This is a genomic window from Candidatus Paceibacterota bacterium, from assembly GCA_035452965.1.
In the GTDB taxonomy this organism is placed as follows: Bacteria; Verrucomicrobiota; Verrucomicrobiia; order Limisphaerales; family UBA8199; genus UBA8199.
The window spans coordinates 97,531-113,536 of record DAOTCE010000011.1; the positions used below are offsets into that span (position 1 = coordinate 97,531).

At 61.7% G+C, this 16,006-nt stretch carries 14 protein-coding genes; 7 read left to right on the plus strand and 7 right to left on the minus strand.

The window, feature by feature from the left end; genetic code table 11:
* Nucleotides 1-14 precede the first annotated feature (14 nt).
* Together P5205_11110 and P5205_11115 are read right to left on the minus strand one after the other, a co-directional pair.
* Complete coding sequence (locus P5205_11110; protein ID HSA10906.1) at nucleotides 15-893, minus strand: LysR family transcriptional regulator; 879 nt, start codon at nucleotides 891-893, stop codon at nucleotides 15-17.
* A 140-nt stretch (nucleotides 894-1,033) separates the two neighbouring features.
* The gene (locus P5205_11115; GenBank protein HSA10907.1) at nucleotides 1,034-1,213 is read right to left on the minus strand and encodes a hypothetical protein; all 180 of its coding nucleotides are present in this window, start codon (nucleotides 1,211-1,213) and stop codon (nucleotides 1,034-1,036) included.
* Nucleotides 1,214-1,395: 182 nt separating this feature from the next.
* On the opposite strand from P5205_11115, the gene P5205_11120 reads away from it, so the two are divergent.
* On the plus strand, nucleotides 1,396-2,046 hold the full coding sequence (locus P5205_11120) for an MBL fold metallo-hydrolase (protein ID HSA10908.1): 651 nt from the start codon (nucleotides 1,396-1,398) through the stop codon (nucleotides 2,044-2,046).
* A 92-nt stretch (nucleotides 2,047-2,138) separates the two neighbouring features.
* On the opposite strand, the gene P5205_11125 is transcribed toward P5205_11120, so the two are convergent.
* Nucleotides 2,139-3,584, minus strand: a complete 1,446-nt coding sequence (locus P5205_11125; protein HSA10909.1) for a sigma-54 dependent transcriptional regulator — start codon at nucleotides 3,582-3,584, stop codon at nucleotides 2,139-2,141.
* A gap of 31 nt (nucleotides 3,585-3,615) precedes the next feature.
* Nucleotides 3,616-4,896, minus strand: a complete 1,281-nt coding sequence (tyrS, locus tag P5205_11130; GenBank protein ID HSA10910.1) for a tyrosine--tRNA ligase — start codon at nucleotides 4,894-4,896, stop codon at nucleotides 3,616-3,618.
* 120 nt (nucleotides 4,897-5,016) lie between these two features.
* Between tyrS and P5205_11135 the strand changes: the two genes are divergently transcribed.
* The 4 genes from P5205_11135 (at nucleotide 5,017) to P5205_11150 (ending at nucleotide 11,284) form a co-directional block, all read left to right on the plus strand.
* The gene (locus tag P5205_11135; protein HSA10911.1) at nucleotides 5,017-5,817 is read left to right on the plus strand and encodes a carbohydrate-binding family 9-like protein; all 801 of its coding nucleotides are present in this window, start codon (nucleotides 5,017-5,019) and stop codon (nucleotides 5,815-5,817) included.
* A gap of 137 nt (nucleotides 5,818-5,954) precedes the next feature.
* The gene (gene glgB / locus P5205_11140) at nucleotides 5,955-8,534 is read left to right on the plus strand and encodes a 1,4-alpha-glucan branching protein GlgB (protein HSA10912.1); all 2,580 of its coding nucleotides are present in this window, start codon (nucleotides 5,955-5,957) and stop codon (nucleotides 8,532-8,534) included.
* A 35-nt stretch (nucleotides 8,535-8,569) separates the two neighbouring features.
* Nucleotides 8,570-9,736, plus strand: coding sequence for a glycoside hydrolase family 57 (locus P5205_11145; protein HSA10913.1), 1,167 nt, complete (start codon nucleotides 8,570-8,572; stop codon nucleotides 9,734-9,736).
* A gap of 75 nt (nucleotides 9,737-9,811) precedes the next feature.
* The gene (locus P5205_11150) at nucleotides 9,812-11,284 is read left to right on the plus strand and encodes a glycogen synthase (protein HSA10914.1); all 1,473 of its coding nucleotides are present in this window, start codon (nucleotides 9,812-9,814) and stop codon (nucleotides 11,282-11,284) included.
* Between the two features lie 18 nt (nucleotides 11,285-11,302).
* Here P5205_11150 and P5205_11155 read toward each other — a convergent pair whose 3' ends face one another.
* The 3 genes from P5205_11155 to P5205_11165 all read right to left on the minus strand — a co-directional run bounded on the left by P5205_11155 (nucleotide 11,303) and on the right by P5205_11165 (nucleotide 13,214).
* Nucleotides 11,303-11,677 (minus strand): hypothetical protein, encoded by a 375-nt coding sequence (locus P5205_11155; protein ID HSA10915.1) that lies wholly within the window; start codon nucleotides 11,675-11,677, stop codon nucleotides 11,303-11,305.
* Nucleotides 11,667-12,299 (minus strand): sigma-70 family RNA polymerase sigma factor, encoded by a 633-nt coding sequence (locus P5205_11160; protein HSA10916.1) that lies wholly within the window; start codon nucleotides 12,297-12,299, stop codon nucleotides 11,667-11,669. Before P5205_11160 ends, P5205_11155 begins: the two co-directional genes overlap by 11 nt.
* 63 nt (nucleotides 12,300-12,362) lie before the next feature.
* Nucleotides 12,363-13,214 carry a hypothetical protein gene (locus P5205_11165; GenBank protein ID HSA10917.1) on the minus strand — a complete coding sequence of 284 codons (852 nt, stop codon included), beginning with the start codon at nucleotides 13,212-13,214 and terminating at the stop codon, nucleotides 12,363-12,365.
* 558 nt (nucleotides 13,215-13,772) lie between these two features.
* Between P5205_11165 and P5205_11170 the strand changes: the two genes are divergently transcribed.
* The gene (locus tag P5205_11170) at nucleotides 13,773-14,813 is read left to right on the plus strand and encodes a DUF4434 domain-containing protein (protein HSA10918.1); all 1,041 of its coding nucleotides are present in this window, start codon (nucleotides 13,773-13,775) and stop codon (nucleotides 14,811-14,813) included.
* Between the two features lie 157 nt (nucleotides 14,814-14,970).
* Nucleotides 14,971-15,882 carry an MBL fold metallo-hydrolase gene (locus P5205_11175; protein HSA10919.1) on the plus strand — a complete coding sequence of 304 codons (912 nt, stop codon included), beginning with the start codon at nucleotides 14,971-14,973 and terminating at the stop codon, nucleotides 15,880-15,882.
* The last annotated feature ends 124 nt before the right edge of the window (nucleotides 15,883-16,006 follow it).

Genomic DNA, 16,006 nt, shown 5'->3' on the forward strand with positions numbered 1-16,006 from the left:
AGTGATCAGCCCCTTCACGCCGGCTCTTTGAGCAGGGCGAGAAAGTGTTTGATGGCCGGTGACAGCACTTTGGTTTTCCGGTGCATGGCTGCCAGCGGCCGGAGGTAGTTGCCTTCGAGCGGCACCGCTGCAAGGGTTTGGCTGGCTATCTCCTGCCGGATCGTGACCTCCGGCACAAGTGCCACGCCGCAATCCAATTCCACGGCTCGCTTAACCGTTTCGATGTTGTCGAACTCCATGACATGCTGCACCTCCACACGCTCGCCGTTGAAGATCTTATCCAGGGCCTTGCGCGTTGGCATATCCGGTCCAAAGCTGATGACCTTTACACCGTTCAACGCCTTGAGCCGGATGCGCGCAAGCCGTGCCAGGGGGTGTTGCGGATGGCAGGCGAGCACCAGTGGCTCGTTCCGCAACGGGACAATCTCCAGTTTCGGATGCTGCGCCGGGAATGCCACCAGGCCCAGGTCCACGATATTGCCCAACAAGTCTTCATACACCTGGCTGGCGCGGCGGTACTCGACGTGGATCTTCACCGCAGGGTGCTGCTTCATGAACCGTTTGACGTAAGGAGGCAAGTCGTGCAGCCCAAGGCTGTAAACCGTGGAGATACGGATCTCGCCGGAGATGACATGCCTGATCTCCTGCAGGCGGCTGTTAAGGGCGGCGTAACTCTGGAGGATCTCCCTGCTACAGTTGTAAAGCACTTCGCCTTCCGCAGTGAGCCGGAAACCCTTCTTGCCGCGCTCGAGGAGCAGCACGTTGAAATGCCGCTCCAACGCACAGATTGTCTGGCTGACGGCGGATTGGCTAACGTGGTTGATTTGCGCCGTCCTCGTGAAACTCCCGGTCTCGGCCAGATCACAGAAGGCCTTCAGGGTTTCAAATTGCATGAGGCGATTGAATAAGAAACGTGCGGAGCAGTCAACCAGTCAACCAGCGCGTGGGAGCGAGACCCGAATCGATCACCCGCGCCCCTGCCCCCAGTCCTGGCAAAGAGGCGAGCAGCTGCGGCGAGGCGATCCGGCTGAGCTCAGGTTCGCAAAAAGAACCACCAGATTGCGCCCCCCAGTGCAGCCAGCGCAAGTGCACCCAGCAGCAGCCGGCCAATGAAATGAGCGATTTTGAAAGCCAGCACCAAGGCGATGATGCCAAGAACTGCAACAACCACCATTGAGCCGTGGGAGAGGATTATCGTCTTAATCTGTTCCATTATATCATACCGAAGTTGTCATTATGAGCCCGGAAGGCCAAATCGTCTGGGCTCAATGTGGGCCAGACCGGTGACCTAACGCAACCTTCTAATCGGGGTTGGGCAAGACATGGAATATTCGTCGCCGCATCCGCAAAAAGGCAGGGCTGGCTGTTCATAAATCGGATAGATACTCTACTGGCATGATGCTACTAACCAGAACCGGAGGCGTCGCCATGACGAATTGCTACCTGATCGCGGACGAGGTTGCCAGGCAAGCGGTGCTCTTCGATGCGCCGGACCATACGACTGCCCCACTGCTCGAAGAGGCAGCCGCGCATGGCTGGGAGCTAATCGGATTGTGGCTAACGCACGGTCACTTCGACCACTTCGCCGATCATACGGTTTTGCGGCAGAGGTTTCCGGACGCCAAGATCCTTCTCCACGCGCTGGACGAGGCCAAGGCGAAGCGGCCAGATGCGCAGACGCGTATGTTTGGAATCCCATTCGTAATTCCCCCAGTGAAAGTGGACGCAACCCTCGCCGACAACCAGAAATTGAGAATTGGATCGCTGGAGGTCACAGTCTTGCATACTCCGGGGCATTCGCCGGGGCATGTGGTGTATTACATTCCGGGGGAAAAAGTCTTAGTGGGCGGCGATTTGATTATTGGCGGCTCGATTGGGCGGACAGATTTGCCGGACTCCGACCGGCAGCAGATGGAAGCTTCGATCCGCAGGGTCATGGACCTGCCCGCGGCGACGCGGTTGCTCGGGGGACACGGCCCGGCGACCACATTGCAGGTGGAACGGCAAACGAATCCTTTCGTCCAGGAGATACTGGCCGCGAGTTGAGCAGCCACTTCGGCGATCACCCGTTCCGAGTAGCTGCTAACGCTAGCCAGCGCCTGGCCGGAGTGAATAAATGCGTCTTCTGATGTCGGCGATTACGTGATATTGAGCTCTCGCTGGATTCCAAACTTCTCGATCCGTTTGCGCAGGGTCGCCCGGGTGATGCCTAGCAGCTTGGCGGCCTGGATCTGGTTGCCGCCAGTCTCTTTGAGCGCCTGGATAACCAGTTCGCGCTCCACTGCCGGCAGGACTGCCAATTTCGGATCGCGACGCGCCCAATGGAACAATTGCCGCGCCATGGCGGCGATGTCCGATGCGCCACTTTGAACGGTCGTCGAGGGAACGGCAACCATAACGCCAGCGGGACCGCCTTGTCCGGTGATTTCCGACGGCAGGTCGCCCGGGAGAATCGCCTCCCCCTTGGCCACGACGAGAGCGCGGCGGACTACGTTCTCCAATTCACGCACATTGCCGGGCCAGTGGTATTTCTCCAGCGTCCGGACCACGCCGGGCGCAATGGATTTCGGGGCACCGGGCTGGTCTTTGGCGAAAGTCCTGAGAAAGTAATTCACCAGCAAGCGGATGTCCTCGCGCCGATCGCGCAGCGGCGGGACGTGCACCCGAACGACGTTCAGCCGGTAGAACAGATCCTCCCGAAACTGGCGCGCGGCCACAGCCTGTTCCAGCGACCGGTTGGTAGCGGCGATGATGCGCACGTCAACTTTGATCGGCACGTTGCCTCCCACACGCTCGAATGTCCCGGACTGCAGCACCCGGAGTATTTTGGTCTGGGTGGTGGGCGTCATGTCGCCAATCTCATCGAGGAACAGGGTACCGCGGTCGCACTGCTCGAACTTGCCGATGCGCTGGAGCGTCGCGCCGGTGAACGCGCCGCGCTCGTGTCCAAACAACTCGCTTTCGAGCAGTTGTTCCGGAATGGCGGCGCAATTGACCGCCAGGAACGGCTGCTGGCTGCGGTTGCTGTGATGGTAGATAGCCCGCGCCACCAGTTCTTTGCCGGTGCCGCTTTCGCCGCTGATCAGCGCAGTGGCGTCCGAGGCGGCAAGTTGGCCGATGAGCTTGAAAACCTGCTGCATCGGCTCGCTGCGCCCGATGATGCCCAATTCGTAGTCTTCCTTCTCCAGCAGCGGCTGGTACGAAACAACCTGGCGCATGTCGCGCGCGGCTTTAAATGCGTCGAAAACAACTTCCTTGAGCTTTGGCACATCGAACGGCTTGAGCAGGTAATCGTAGGCGCCGAGTTTCATTGCCTCGATGGCCGTTTGGGTCGTGCCGTAGGCGGTCATAAGGATGACCAGCAGCTTGGGGTCGGTTTGCCGGAGCCGCCGCAGAGTCTCCAGGCCGCTGAGCCCCCCCATGCGCACGTCCATGATAACAAGGTCGGGTTTGAGTTTGGGGACGATCCGCAGACCCTCCTCGCCGCTGGAAGCGGTGCTCAACTCGATCTCCGGCGAATCGAAGATCCGGCGGAAGGAGTATTGCACGTCCGCTTCGTCGTCAATCAACAGCAATTTGCTCATAGGTGGTGCTTCCCCGCCGACCGGCCGTGACTTATTTGGCGGTCAAGACGACGTAGTTGCGCTTGCCTTTGCGCAGGAGCAGATGCCTGCCAAAGAGCAGGTCTTTGGCCGTAATCGTGCGCTGGTTGGCCGCTTCGCGCTGGTTGTTGACATAGACACCGCCGCCCTCGATGTCCTTCCGCGCCTGGCCTTTGGACGGGCAAAGACCGCCGCGCACAAGCAATTCGACGAGCGGTTTGCCTGCTCCGTCAAGCTCCGCTTGGCCAACTTCTATCGTAGGCACCTCGCCCACAATCTCGTTGAAAGTGGTTTCGGAGACGCCGGACAACTCGCCACCGAACAGTATTTCACTGGCGCGCACAGCTTCCGTCGTCGCGTCCGGACCGTGAAACAGGTCGGTGACCGCCCTGGCCAGTGCCTGGTGCGCGATGCGGGCGCCCGGGTTGTCGGTGTGTTGCTTCTCCAGCCCGGCAATTTCGTCCTGCTTGAGGAAGGTGAAGTACTTCAGGTAGCGCACCACATCCCGGTCGTCCGTGCGAATCCAGAACTGGTAGAACCGGTAAACACTGGTGCGAGCCGGGTCGAGCCACACGGCACCAGCGGCCGTCTTGCCAAACTTGGTGCCATCGGCATTGGTGATGAGCGGCAGGGTGAGGCCATATACCGCGCGTCCAAGTTTCTTGCGGGTGAGGTCAATACCGGCGGTGATGTTGCCCCATTGGTCGCTCCCGCCAATCTGCAGCTCGCAATTGTAATCGCGGCACAGCACGTAGAAGTCAAACGCCTGCAGGAGCATGTAGCTGAACTCGGTGTAACTGATGCCCGCCTCGCGGTCCTCCATGCGGGCGCGCACACTTTCCTTGGCGACCATCTGGTTGACTGAGAAATGCTTGCCGATATCGCGCAGGAAATCGAGGTAGCTGACGGAGTCGGTCCAGGCGGAGTTGTCGAGCAGGCGGGCGGGATTGGCCGGCGTGTCGAAGTCGAGCAGGCGGCGGAGCTGTTGCTTCACCTTGGAGATATTGTTGGCCAGGACTTCCTTGGTGAGCAACTGCCTCTCCTGGGTCTTGCCGCTGGGGTCGCCGATGGACCCGGTGGCCCCCCCGGCGAGAGGGAGGGGATGGTGCCCGAACAGCTGAAACCGGCGCAAGGCCAGCAGCGGCACGAGGTGTCCCACGTGCAAGCTGTCGGCAGTGGGATCGAACCCGCAATACACCGTGATCGGGCCGGGGCTGACGCGTTTGGTCAGCTCCGGCGCATCGGTGCAGTCGGTCAACAAGCCGCGCCATTGGAGTTCATCCAAAATGTTCATTGTGGGGAACATAGAGGGTCGGGGAGCGATTTCCAATTGCCAATTGCCAATAGCCGATCGCAACGAATCGTAAGCGGGTCAGGCTTGCAATGGGGGGAGGCTCATCGCAGGCTGGAATGAATGAAGACGCACGCAATTTGGGCAGCAGCATTAAATGGTGTAGCGGCTTGGATGGTGGCGATGGGGACGAATGCCGGGGAGCCGGCACCCGGGAAAGCGTCAGCGCAGACGTATCAGGTGCGGTGGCTGCCGAGGGCGAAGATAGTGCTGGACGGGCAAGCGGATGAGCCGGCGTGGAACAAGGCTGCAGTGGAAAAGCGATTTGTCTTTCCCTGGAAACAGGCGCCGGCGCCGCCGACGCAGTTTCGCGCGTTGTGCGATGGGGCGAACCTCTATTTCACCTTCCGCGTGCAGGATGCGGACATTGTGGCGCTGGACCGGCTGCGGGATGAAGCGGACGAGGTGTTTGAGGACCGCGTGGAAGTGTACTTGAGCCGGGATGACCAGCTGAAAGACTACTACTGTTTCGAGGTGGACTCGCGGGGGCGGATGTTTGACTACCGCGGATCATATTACCGGAAGTTGGATGCAAAGTGGAAGTTCAAGGGGCTGGAGACGAGAGGCGCGCCGTCGGCCAATGGGTACGAGATCGAGGGGCGCATTCCATTGCGGAGTCTGGCAAGACTGGGCTTCCCCCCCATCAAACCGGGAGTGAAGGTCCGGTGCGGATTGTACCGGGCAGAGTTCAGCCATGACCGGAGCGGGCGCGCGGTGGAACAAAAGGAAAGCCTGCATAACCTGGGCCGGAAGGTGGACGGGCCACCACCGATTGAAGAGTGGATAAGTTGGGTGGATCCAAAGACTGAGGAGCCGGACTTCCACGTTCCGGCATCGTTCGGGTGGCTGGAGTTTGCCGAGTAAAGTCTATCAGTCAGCAGCTTCACCTGCCCATGGCAGAGGACAGGTGGCCGAGGAAATAACGGGAAGATGCCGCGACGCCGCGGAAGTGTGGATTTTACCGGTGCAAATTTCTGGCCAGCTGCTAGATTGTCCAAACCATGCTTCTGACCCAGGCAGAGCTCCAGAGTTTAATCGAAGTCAAACAACGCACTCCTCATGCGTTGCTTGGGATGCACCCGTTGGGCGATGGCAGCGGTGTGGTAGCGCGGGCGTTGCTGCCTGAAGCCGCAAAGGTCGAAGTCCAACCGGTGCGCGAGAAAGATAAGCCGACGATCAAACTGACGCGCCTGCATCGGGCCGGCCTGTTCGAGGGGGTCACAACCGAGGCGAAGCACGTCTATAGCTATGAACTGGTGATTACAGACCAGGAAGGCCGGGTGCGACGCACCCGCGACCCGTACTCCTTTCTGCCGACGCTGGGAGACGCGGATTTATACCTTTTCGGCAAAGGGGACGATCGGCGGGCTTACGAGAAGCTCGGGGCGCAGTTGCGCTCGATTGACGGTGTGACGGGTGCCAGCTTCGCGGTTTGGGCGCCCAAGGCCCAGCGCGTGAGCGTGGTGGGCGATTTCAACCACTGGGATGGGCGCCGTCATCAGATGCGTCCCCTGGGGGGGGCGGGGGTGTGGGAGATCTTTGTTCCGGGGGTGGGTGAGGGGATGAACTACAAATACGAGGTGCGTCAGGCGAATGGTCGAGTCGTGCTGAAGACTGATCCCTATGGATTCTACTTCGAGACGGGACCTAAGACTGCGGCGCGGGTGTGGAACAACCGCAAGTTTGGGTGGACGGATGCCGCATGGTTGAAGCAGCGACGCCAGCGTGATCCTCTGCGCGCCCCGTTGAACATCTACGAGGTCCACCTGGGATCCTGGCGGAAGAAGACTGCCACGGAATCACTGGGCTACCGGGCGCTGGCCAATCCGCTCATCCGGTACGTGAAGCAGATGGGTTACACGCACGTGGAATTCATGCCGGTTGCGGAGCACGCCTATTACCCGTCATGGGGCTACCAGGTGACGGGCTTCTACGCGCCCACCAGCCGCTATGGCACGCCCGAGGACCTCCAGTTTCTGATCAATGAGCTGCACCAGGCCGGCGTGGGCGTGATCATTGACTGGGTGCCAGCCCACTTCCCGCGCGATGACTGGGCGCTGGCGCGGTTTGACGGGACCGCCCTCTACGAACATGAAGATCCGCGCCGCGGGGCGCACCAGGATTGGGGCACCTTGATCTTTAACTATGGACGCCACGAGGTGGTGAATTTCCTGCTGGCCAACGCGCTATTCTGGTGCGACCGCTTTCACGTGGACGGTCTGCGAGTGGACGCGGTGGCCTCGATGCTTTACCTGGACTATTCGCGCAAGCCGGGGCAATGGATCCCAAATCAATACGGCGGGCGAGAAAATTTGGAGGCCATCGAGTTCATCCGGCGGTTCAACTACTTGGTGCACACGGAGTTTCCCGGTGTGATGACCATCGCCGAAGAGTCCACCGCCTGGCCCCAGGTTACACGGCCACCGTATGTGGGCGGGCTGGGATTCACCTTCAAATGGAACATGGGTTGGATGCACGACACATTGGGCTATTTCAGCCGCGACCCCGTGCACCGGAAATACCACCAGAACGACCTGACGTTTGCGATGCTTTACCACCACCACGAGAACTTCATCCTGCCGCTTTCGCACGACGAGGTGGTGCACGGCAAGCGCTCGTTGCTGGGGCGAATGCCGGGGGACGATTGGCAGAAGTTTGCCAACCTCAGGGTGCTGCTGGGATATCAAGGGCTGTTTCCAGGGAAGAAACTGCTGTTCATGGGCGGGGAATTTGGGCAGCGCGCCGAGTGGGACGCCAACGCGGAGCTCGACTGGAGGCTGCTGGAGGCGGGGCCGTATCACCGCGGCCTGCAGCAGTTCATGGAGGACCTCAACAGGCTGTACCTGGCAGAGCCGGCGCTATGGAAGTCGGATTACGAACAGGACGGGTTCCGTTGGATTGACTGCTCGGACCACATGAACAGCGTGCTGTCGTTTCTGCGGCAGGACGCTGAGCATTTCCACGAGCTGGTCGTGATCGCGAACCTGACGCCGGTCCCCCGCCAGCAATATCGTGTGGGGCTGCCGCGGGCGGGCAAGTGGCGGGAGCTGTTGAACAGTGACGCGGCGGTCTATGGGGGGAGCAACATGGGAAACCTGGGCGGTGTCGTGGCGGCGGACCGCCCCTGGCACGGACAGAAGTGCTCGGCGGAGTTTGTATTGCCGCCGCTGAGCATCCTGGTATTCAGGCCGGAGCGAGTAACGGACACAACGGCTGCGGACGCGCAGACGGCGCCGGAGCAGGAGCCGGTGGCGCGTCCCGGAGCCAAGGCGGTTGCCAACCCCACCAGTGTGAGGTCGTTGGCTTCCCCTCACCCTGGCTCTTTCCCGCAGGAAGAGGGGACAAGGCAAGCAGCCCCGAGACAATCTGGTTCTGCGCTGCTTGCCGATCGGCGGGAGAAGGTGCTGCTTCTGAGCAAGGGAGAAGAAACGGTGAGAAGCAGCGAGCCAAGAGACAAAGCGCCGTCGCCGCTGCGCTCTGCCGGCGCAGTCCAAGACGCTGTCGCCGGTGGGGACGCCGCTGGCGGCAGGAACGACGCGGGCTTAGGGTCAGGGGGACTCACCGATGAAGCCCGAAGCTGATTATGGCGGAAGTCTATCATGCATTGGGGCTGCATATGCACCAGCCACTGGGGAATCTGGTGGCGCTGCATAATTCGGGCGAGAGCTGGGAGGCGAGGCAAATCCTCTGGTGCTACGACCGGACCACGCGGATGTTGGAGGGTTATGAGGACGTGGCGCGTCTGCACGTGAGTTTCTCCGGCACCCTGCTCAAGCAACTCGAGGACAACGGGGTGCGGCAGACATTCGGGGACGTGGTGAACGTGGAGGACTTCCTGAGCCGGTTTCAGCGGTCGAACATCGAGTTCCTGGGCAGCGGGTTGTATCACCCGGTGTATCCGCTGGCACCGCCGGCGGACTGGGACGCGCAGACGGAATGGTGGCAGGGGCTGGGTCGGCATTTGCTGGGTCGGGAGAAGTTCGCGGGGTTCTGGCCGCCGGAGATGGGCTTTTGCATGGAGATGATCCCGCTGCTGGCGCGGCACGGCTACAAGTATGTGCTTGTGGATTCGATCTACATCAAGCCGCAGCGGGAGATGCGATGGGAAGAGCTGCGGTATCGGCCTTACCGGGCGCGCTACGGAGGGGCGGAGATCATTGTGGTGCCGCGAGACCGGGAGCTGTCGAACGCGCAGCTTTCGGGCACGGACCCGGGCTGGTTCCAGCATGAGGTGTACGAGCGGACCAAGCACTGCAATTTCCCGGCGCTGGTGACAACCTGGACTGATGGCGAGAACGGGGGATGGTTCCGCACGACCAAGGTCGAGAGCGGGTTCTGGGGCTTCTTCTACCGGCCGATCCTCGACCGGTTTCGGGCGGGCACGCTGGGGTTCACGCCCATCCACATCAGCCAATATTTGGAGCGGCATCCCCCGACGGAGGAAGTGGAGGTGCATCCCGGAGCGTGGAACACGGAGCACCACTGGGGGGGCGACTTCACGCAATGGACAGGTTCGCTCCTGCAGAAGAAGGGCTGGGACGAGGTGCGGCGGGCCAGCGAGTATTACTGGCAGGTGAAGCGGGGTTTCGACCAGCGGCAGGCCGGGCTGGCCAAACCGGAGGAGGTGCGACATTTAATTGTGCGGGCGTTTGATCACTTGCTGACGGCGGAGACGAGCTGCAATTTCTATTGGGGCAGCCGCTGGGTACATCGGTCATTTGACGAGTTGGAGCAGGCGTATTACCTGTTGGACACGGCAATGAACGCGCTGCGCAAGCCGTGACCAAAGGAGTTGCATGGCTACATGGAGCGCCGGGCTGAAATGCTCAGGCAACCTTTGTAACGAGGTAACCGCATAATGTACATTATTCAGATAGCCAGTGAGTGCGCGCCGGTGGCGAAGGTGGGCGGGCTGGGGGATGTCGTGTACGGGTTGAGCCGGGAGCTGGAAATTCGAGGCAACTCGGTTGAGATCATCCTGCCCAAGTACGACTGCCTGCGGTATGACCAGATCTTCGACTTGCGGCTCTCGTTCAAGGACCTGTGGGTGCCGTGGTATGGCCACGCGGTGCATTGCACCGTGTATTTCGGATTTGTGCACGGGCGCAAGATCTTCTTCCTCGAGCCGCATTCGGACCAGAACTTCTTCCACCGCGGCACGTTCTACGGGCAAAGAGATGACGACCAGCGGTTCGCATTCTTTTGCAAGGCGGCGCTGGAGTTCATGCTCAAGAGCGGCAAGCACCCGGACATCATCCACTGCCACGACTGGCAGACGGGGCTGGTGCCGGTGCTGCTCTACGAGATGTACAAGTGGGCGGGGATGACGCATCCGCGGGTGTGCTATACGCTGCACAACTTGCAGCACCAGGGCGTGACGGGTGAGTATGTGCTGCGGGCCACCGGGCTGAACCGGCACGCCTACTTCTTCCATCAGGACCGGTTGCAGGACAACTTCAACCACAGCGCCCTGAACCTTATGAAAGGGGGAATTGTCTATGCGAACTTCGTGACGACGGTATCACCACATTACGCCTGGGAGATTCTGAACACGCACCAGAACTTCGGGCTGGGCCACACGTTGCAGGTGCATCGGGGCAAGGTGGGGGGCATTTTGAACGGGGTGGATTACGAGGTCTGGAACCCGGAGATAGACCGGCACATCCCGCGGCGTTATGGAATCGGCTCGCTCCAGGACAAGTACGAGAACAAGCGGGCGCTGCGGCAGCGGTTCTGGTTGCAGGATGTGTATAAGCCGATCGTGTGCTACGTCGGCCGACTGGACCGGCAGAAAGGGGTCCCGCTGATCACACACGCCATTCATTACTGCCTGCAGCATGGGACGCAATTTGTGCTGCTGGGGACGAGCCCGGATGGAGGGATCGGGCATCATTTCTGGCGGCTTAAACAGCAGTATAACGACAACCCGGATTGCCATATCGAACTGAGCTTCAACGAAGAGCTGTCCCACCTGGTCTATGCCGGGGCGGAGATGATCCTGGTGCCGAGCCTGTTCGAGCCATGTGGATTGACGCAGATGATCGGGCTAAAGTACGGGGCGGTGCCCATCGTGCGCTCGGTGGGGGGGCTGGCGGACACTGTGTTCGACGCCAATTATGCCGAGCGGCCTTACCACGAGCGCAACGGTTATGTTTTCAACGACTATGATGCGGCCGGGATCGAGTCAGCGCTGCGGCGGGCGCTCGGGATGTGGTATACCTACCCGCAGTATTTCCGGGAACTAATGGTCAACGGCATGCGCTATGATTTCTCCTGGAACCACCCGGGCGGGCATTACCTGAACATCTACGAACACATCCGGGACAAGTGAGGGGGTGCGAGGCGCCGGTTACAGGCGGAGGATGAACCGGGCCTCGTCATCCGGGCGCGGGAAGATAAGCCGCTGCTTGCCCTTGATTTTGACTAGCCCCACGGGCGTGCCCGGGAAGAGCGCCAGCAGTTCGTCGTCTGTAATCTCCTGCCCATACGAGCCGGGTGATGCCGGCCGCGTGGCGACAGCCGGCTGGCGCGGAACGTTGAGCCCGCTGATGACCAACACCGCCAGCCCGACAAAGGCCGTCACCGCGAGGGTGTGGGTGAGGTGGCGCAGGTGGCGCTTCCGGCGGAGCACACGCTGCCCGGCGGCCAGGACAGTATCGCGCTGGGCGGCCGGGTCGGCGCCGTCCATCAGGTCGTGGAGGAGTTGGTGATGTTCAGGCTTCATGCGCAAGTCTCCTTTGGACGAGCGACCGCAGTTTGGCGCGGGCGCGCTCCAAGCGGCTGGAAATGGCCTTGGCCGTGGTGCCCAACCGGTCGGCGACCTGGTCGCAGGTCAGGCGCTCGTAGTAGAACCATTCCACCAGGCGCCGCTCCTCGGCCTCCAGGCTCCGCACCGCCGCTTCGAGGCATTCCTCCAGGAGCGTGTCCGCGGCGGCAGGGGCCGGGTGATCGGGAATCTCGGCCAGGCTCACCTCACCGGTGAATCTGCCAGCTCGGCGGAGAGCCTTGGCGGTTTGCTGCCGGGCCACAAGCGCCAGCCAGTTCCAAAGATGGGCATCGGTCTCCAGCGGTTTCAGCTTGCGGGCGGCCATGAGCCAGACCGATTGGGCGACGTCGCGCGCGAGCGCGGCATCGCCCCGCGCCATGACCATGGCCAGGCGCAGGAGCCGGTCACCGTAAGCATCATAGAGCTGCCGGAAAGCCTCCTCGTCACCGCGCGCCACCGCCCGGCTCAGGCGGCGCGCATCGGTGTCGCCCGAGGCGGCGGGGGCGGGCGCGGAGCAGGCGGACGCGGCGGGCGTCATGACGGCAGGCTCGGGCAAGGCGACGGCGCGGGTCAAGGCCATTGCGGCGGCAAGTTGCATGGGGAGGCCATAACCACCCGCGCAGGCGTTCTCCGCTCAGGCGGGTTAGCGCTTCGCCGGGGCGTCGGGGGCGGGGGCGGGTTCCCGTCTCCGCTGGTAGTCGGACTTCTCCTTGAGCGCCTCCAGGACGTCCTTCATGAAGCGCAGGTCTTCGTCCGTGCCGCTGAGAACAAGCAACTCGGCCCCCGCATGGTACTGGATCTTGCGGCTGTCTGAGGGCCCCAGGGTTTCGGTCGCGGTCTCCACGAGAGTCCGGCACAACGCATCCGGCTTCATTGCGCTGACACCGGTTCCGCCCAACAGGTCTCCCACGAAAATGACGCTGCGGCTGACGGCCCGGGCACTCGCTCCGGCGACCAAACTCCGGGCAGGGTCGGCCGGAGGGGCCTTGATTGGCAGCGGGCGGAGCACGGCCACCGGCCGATGCCCGTTCATGACCAGTTCCCACCGGGCCGGAGCCCCTTCAAGCTCGAAGAGCATGTTCATCGCCTGAAAGACTTCCACGATGCGGGCATCCTTGAGGCGCAGTTTGATGGCCAGCGCGCCCGGCTCAAACGCCTCTGCGGACCCCCCGGGGCCGACCGGCTCAATGGAAATGTATTCGGGCATCAACACGTCGAACCGGTGTTTGCATTGTTCCTGCAGATGGACCACCACCTCAGCAAGCGGCAGTCCATCGTAGCGATACTCTTGCGGGGCTGCCTCGACCCGCTCAGCCCACTCCGGCGGAACGACGAGTTTGGTGGGCGGCGGCGTCTGCGAGGCCGGAAGGGCGGTGTTGGTGGCGTCGGCGGCGGCCAGTCTGCACGGGGCCAGCGCCAGGCCCAGGGACAGGCCGAGGGCGAGCACGCAGGGGTTGAACGGGCGACTGGGGACGGTGGCGAGGGCTGCTTTCATAGTTTTCTTACCGGATGTGTTCGATCTGTTCACTGTGGATTAGCCAGCCGCGCCGTGAATTCCTCGAACAATCTTATGGTCCACTGCGGACGAATCTCCAGGAATTGCCGCACGGGATCATCTCTGCCTGTCCAGTCTATGAATAGCAAACGACCATTACTCTACACTACCCGCACTAACAAGCCATTCTCCAGCCAGCCGCAGGCCAAATGCCAGCATGCGACCACCGTGGCGGGATCGTCGCCCGTCCGGCGGGGTCGCCGCAGGCAAGGAGGACTGGGGTCCCTCCCCCAAGGCCGATTCAAAGGGTTGTAGCCGCCAACGTTAGTTGGCGCTGATCCCCGTCCCGGCAGTAGAATGCGCCAACTGACGTTGGCGGCTGCGATCCCCTGGGTTCTTGAATCCAGACCGTCGGCACCCGACGACGAACCGTTTGTCTTTGCCATATCCAAGGCAGGGCGTGTATAGGTTCGCCATGCCTGTTGTTGATTTCCCGCCTGGTTGAGGGCCATGAATAGCCTCTCACGATCAGAATTCCTGCGATTGCTGGGGGGAAGCATGGCAGCGACCTGGGCGGGCGTGGCCGAGGGAACGCCGCGGCGAGTGGGCAGACCGGCTCGAATAAAGCCGATCAAAGGGAGTTGGATTAGCATTTGGTGGGATGACCGGCGGCACTTCTACTGGAACGAAGCGTGCCTGAGCTACAGCGCCAGGCAATGGGAGCTGGCGGTGAAGGAAGTCGCGGACATCGGGATGGAGTATCTGGTGCTGCTCGCCATCGCGAAGGACAGCAAGGCGTTCTACAACACGCCGCTGCTGCCGAAGCTCAAGCTGGCGTGTGAAGACCCCATCGGGGCGCTGCTCAAGGCGGCGGACAAATGCGGGGTCAAGTTCTTCATCAGCAGCGATTGGTATGGGCCGTGGGATTATCAGTGCCTGCGCGACCCGGCGCGGGTGCGGGCGCGGTTCCAGATGATGGGTGAGGTGGCCCGGCAATACGGCCACCACCGGAGTTTCTACGGCTGGTATTGGCCAAACGAGGCGGCGCTGGGGCCGTATTTCACGGACGAGTTCATCGCCTATGTCAATGAGTGCGGCGCTGAGGGGCGCAAGCTGATGCCCAAGGCGAAAACGCTCATCGCCCCCTACGGGACAAACCGCGCGGTGTGCGATGACCAGTTCGTGCGCCAACTCGAACGACTGGAGGTGGACATCATTGCCTACCAGGACGAAGTCGGGTGCTTGCGGATGACCGCGGCGCAGAGCGCGGGGGCCTTCGAGAAGTTGCGGCGGGCGCACGACCGGGTACCGCAGCGGACGCTCTGGGCGGATGTGGAGACGTTCGCTTGGGAAGGCCCGCCCAACCAGCAGAGCAGCCCGCTGATTCCCGCGCCGTTCCCACGCTTGAAGGAGCAACTGGCGGCGGTGTCACCGTTCGTGGATAAGATCCTGATCTACCAGTACCAGGGGCTAATGAACAAGCCCGGCAGCAAGGCCTTCGCAGGCCATCCCGACTCGACCCGGCTCTATGCCGACTATGTCAGGTGGCAGGAGGCGAATTCACCGCGCGTGCTGCATTCGCCCAAAGCACGGGATTAACCCACGCAAAGGCGCAAGGGCGCAAAAAGGGGATCAGCCGGATGAACCCTACGATTAGCCCCGACGACACGGTTTTGCATCCGGCATCAGTGCCTGCATTGCAGGCACGGCAATATTCCGATTTGGACAATCGCCCGACCATCCTGTAGGAAGAGGAATGTTTAAGTTGCTCAGATTATGGGTCTTGTTGCTTGAGGCAACGGTGATGGCCGGCGGCCTGGCGTGGGGGGCCGAGCATGACTCGCGCGGGCCGTCAGGCACGACGTTTGTCCTTTGGCAATTGCCGAACCAAACCCACAGCCAGATCATGTCCTATGTCCTGCGAACGGTGGGCGGGAAGGTGATTGTGCTCGATGGCGGCACTTCTGGAGATGCGGCCTACTTGAAGGGGTTCCTTGCGGCCCTGGGCAACGAAGTCGAGGCGTGGTTCATCACTCATGCGCACGATGACCATTTCGGCGCCTTGACCCAGTTGGCCGGCGATAAGGAAGCGCCGCGCATCAAGAAGATCTACGGGTCGCTGCCAACCCTGGAGTGGGTGGCGGCAACGGGTTACGGAGCGCAGGATGCCAAACCATATGAGCAGTTCCTGGAGACCCTGCGCAAAGCGAACCAGCCCATCCTCGAGCTTTCACCCGGTCAGGAAATGGTGATGGACCGCCTGCGCTTCGAGGTGCTCGGCGTCCGCAACCTCGAGATCACAAACAACGCCATCAACAACTCGAGCCTGGTCTTGCGGGTCTCCGACAAGGCCAAGTCAGTCCTCTTCACCGCCGATCTCGGCGTCGAGGGCGGGCGCAAGCTGCTGAACTCGCCCCTTGCCGGGCGCCTGCGCGCGGATTATGTCCAGATGGCCCATCACGGACAAACTGGAGTTGACGAAGCGTTCTATCGGGCGGTCAGGCCGACCGCGTGTCTATGGCCGACGCCGCTCTGGCTTTGGGACAACGACTCCGGCAAAGGCAAGGGGTCGGGCCCGTGGCAGACGCTCGAGGTGCGCGCCTGGATGGAGAAAATGAAGATCCAAAGGCACTATGTCATGACCGAGGGCTTGATTCGGATCGAGTGAGGCAGCAACGCCTTTGCCTCACCCCGGGGACTGAACATGCGGGCCTTCTGGCCAACCCCGGTCGCCCGGGCCAGGCGGGTGACAAGAAGGATTGCGATGCAGCTGCAGATCTGGCGCGGGTTGC

Coding starts and splice junctions, on each gene's coding strand:
- tyrS (HSA10910.1), bottom strand. CDS start 4,896: ATGAACATTTTGGATGAACTCCAATGGCGCGGCTTGTTGACCGACTGC.
- P5205_11115 (HSA10907.1), bottom strand. CDS start 1,213: ATGGAACAGATTAAGACGATAATCCTCTCCCACGGCTCAATGGTGGTT.
- P5205_11125 (HSA10909.1), bottom strand. CDS start 3,584: ATGAGCAAATTGCTGTTGATTGACGACGAAGCGGACGTGCAATACTCC.
- glgB (HSA10912.1), top strand. CDS start 5,955: ATGCTTCTGACCCAGGCAGAGCTCCAGAGTTTAATCGAAGTCAAACAA.
- P5205_11110 (HSA10906.1), bottom strand. CDS start 893: ATGCAATTTGAAACCCTGAAGGCCTTCTGTGATCTGGCCGAGACCGGG.
- P5205_11170 (HSA10918.1), top strand. CDS start 13,773: ATGGCAGCGACCTGGGCGGGCGTGGCCGAGGGAACGCCGCGGCGAGTG.
- P5205_11155 (HSA10915.1), bottom strand. CDS start 11,677: ATGAAGCCTGAACATCACCAACTCCTCCACGACCTGATGGACGGCGCC.
- P5205_11160 (HSA10916.1), bottom strand. CDS start 12,299: ATGGCCTTGACCCGCGCCGTCGCCTTGCCCGAGCCTGCCGTCATGACG.
- P5205_11145 (HSA10913.1), top strand. CDS start 8,570: ATGCACCAGCCACTGGGGAATCTGGTGGCGCTGCATAATTCGGGCGAG.
- P5205_11175 (HSA10919.1), top strand. CDS start 14,971: ATGTTTAAGTTGCTCAGATTATGGGTCTTGTTGCTTGAGGCAACGGTG.
- P5205_11165 (HSA10917.1), bottom strand. CDS start 13,214: ATGAAAGCAGCCCTCGCCACCGTCCCCAGTCGCCCGTTCAACCCCTGC.
- P5205_11150 (HSA10914.1), top strand. CDS start 9,812: ATGTACATTATTCAGATAGCCAGTGAGTGCGCGCCGGTGGCGAAGGTG.
- P5205_11135 (HSA10911.1), top strand. CDS start 5,017: ATGAAGACGCACGCAATTTGGGCAGCAGCATTAAATGGTGTAGCGGCT.
- P5205_11120 (HSA10908.1), top strand. CDS start 1,396: ATGATGCTACTAACCAGAACCGGAGGCGTCGCCATGACGAATTGCTAC.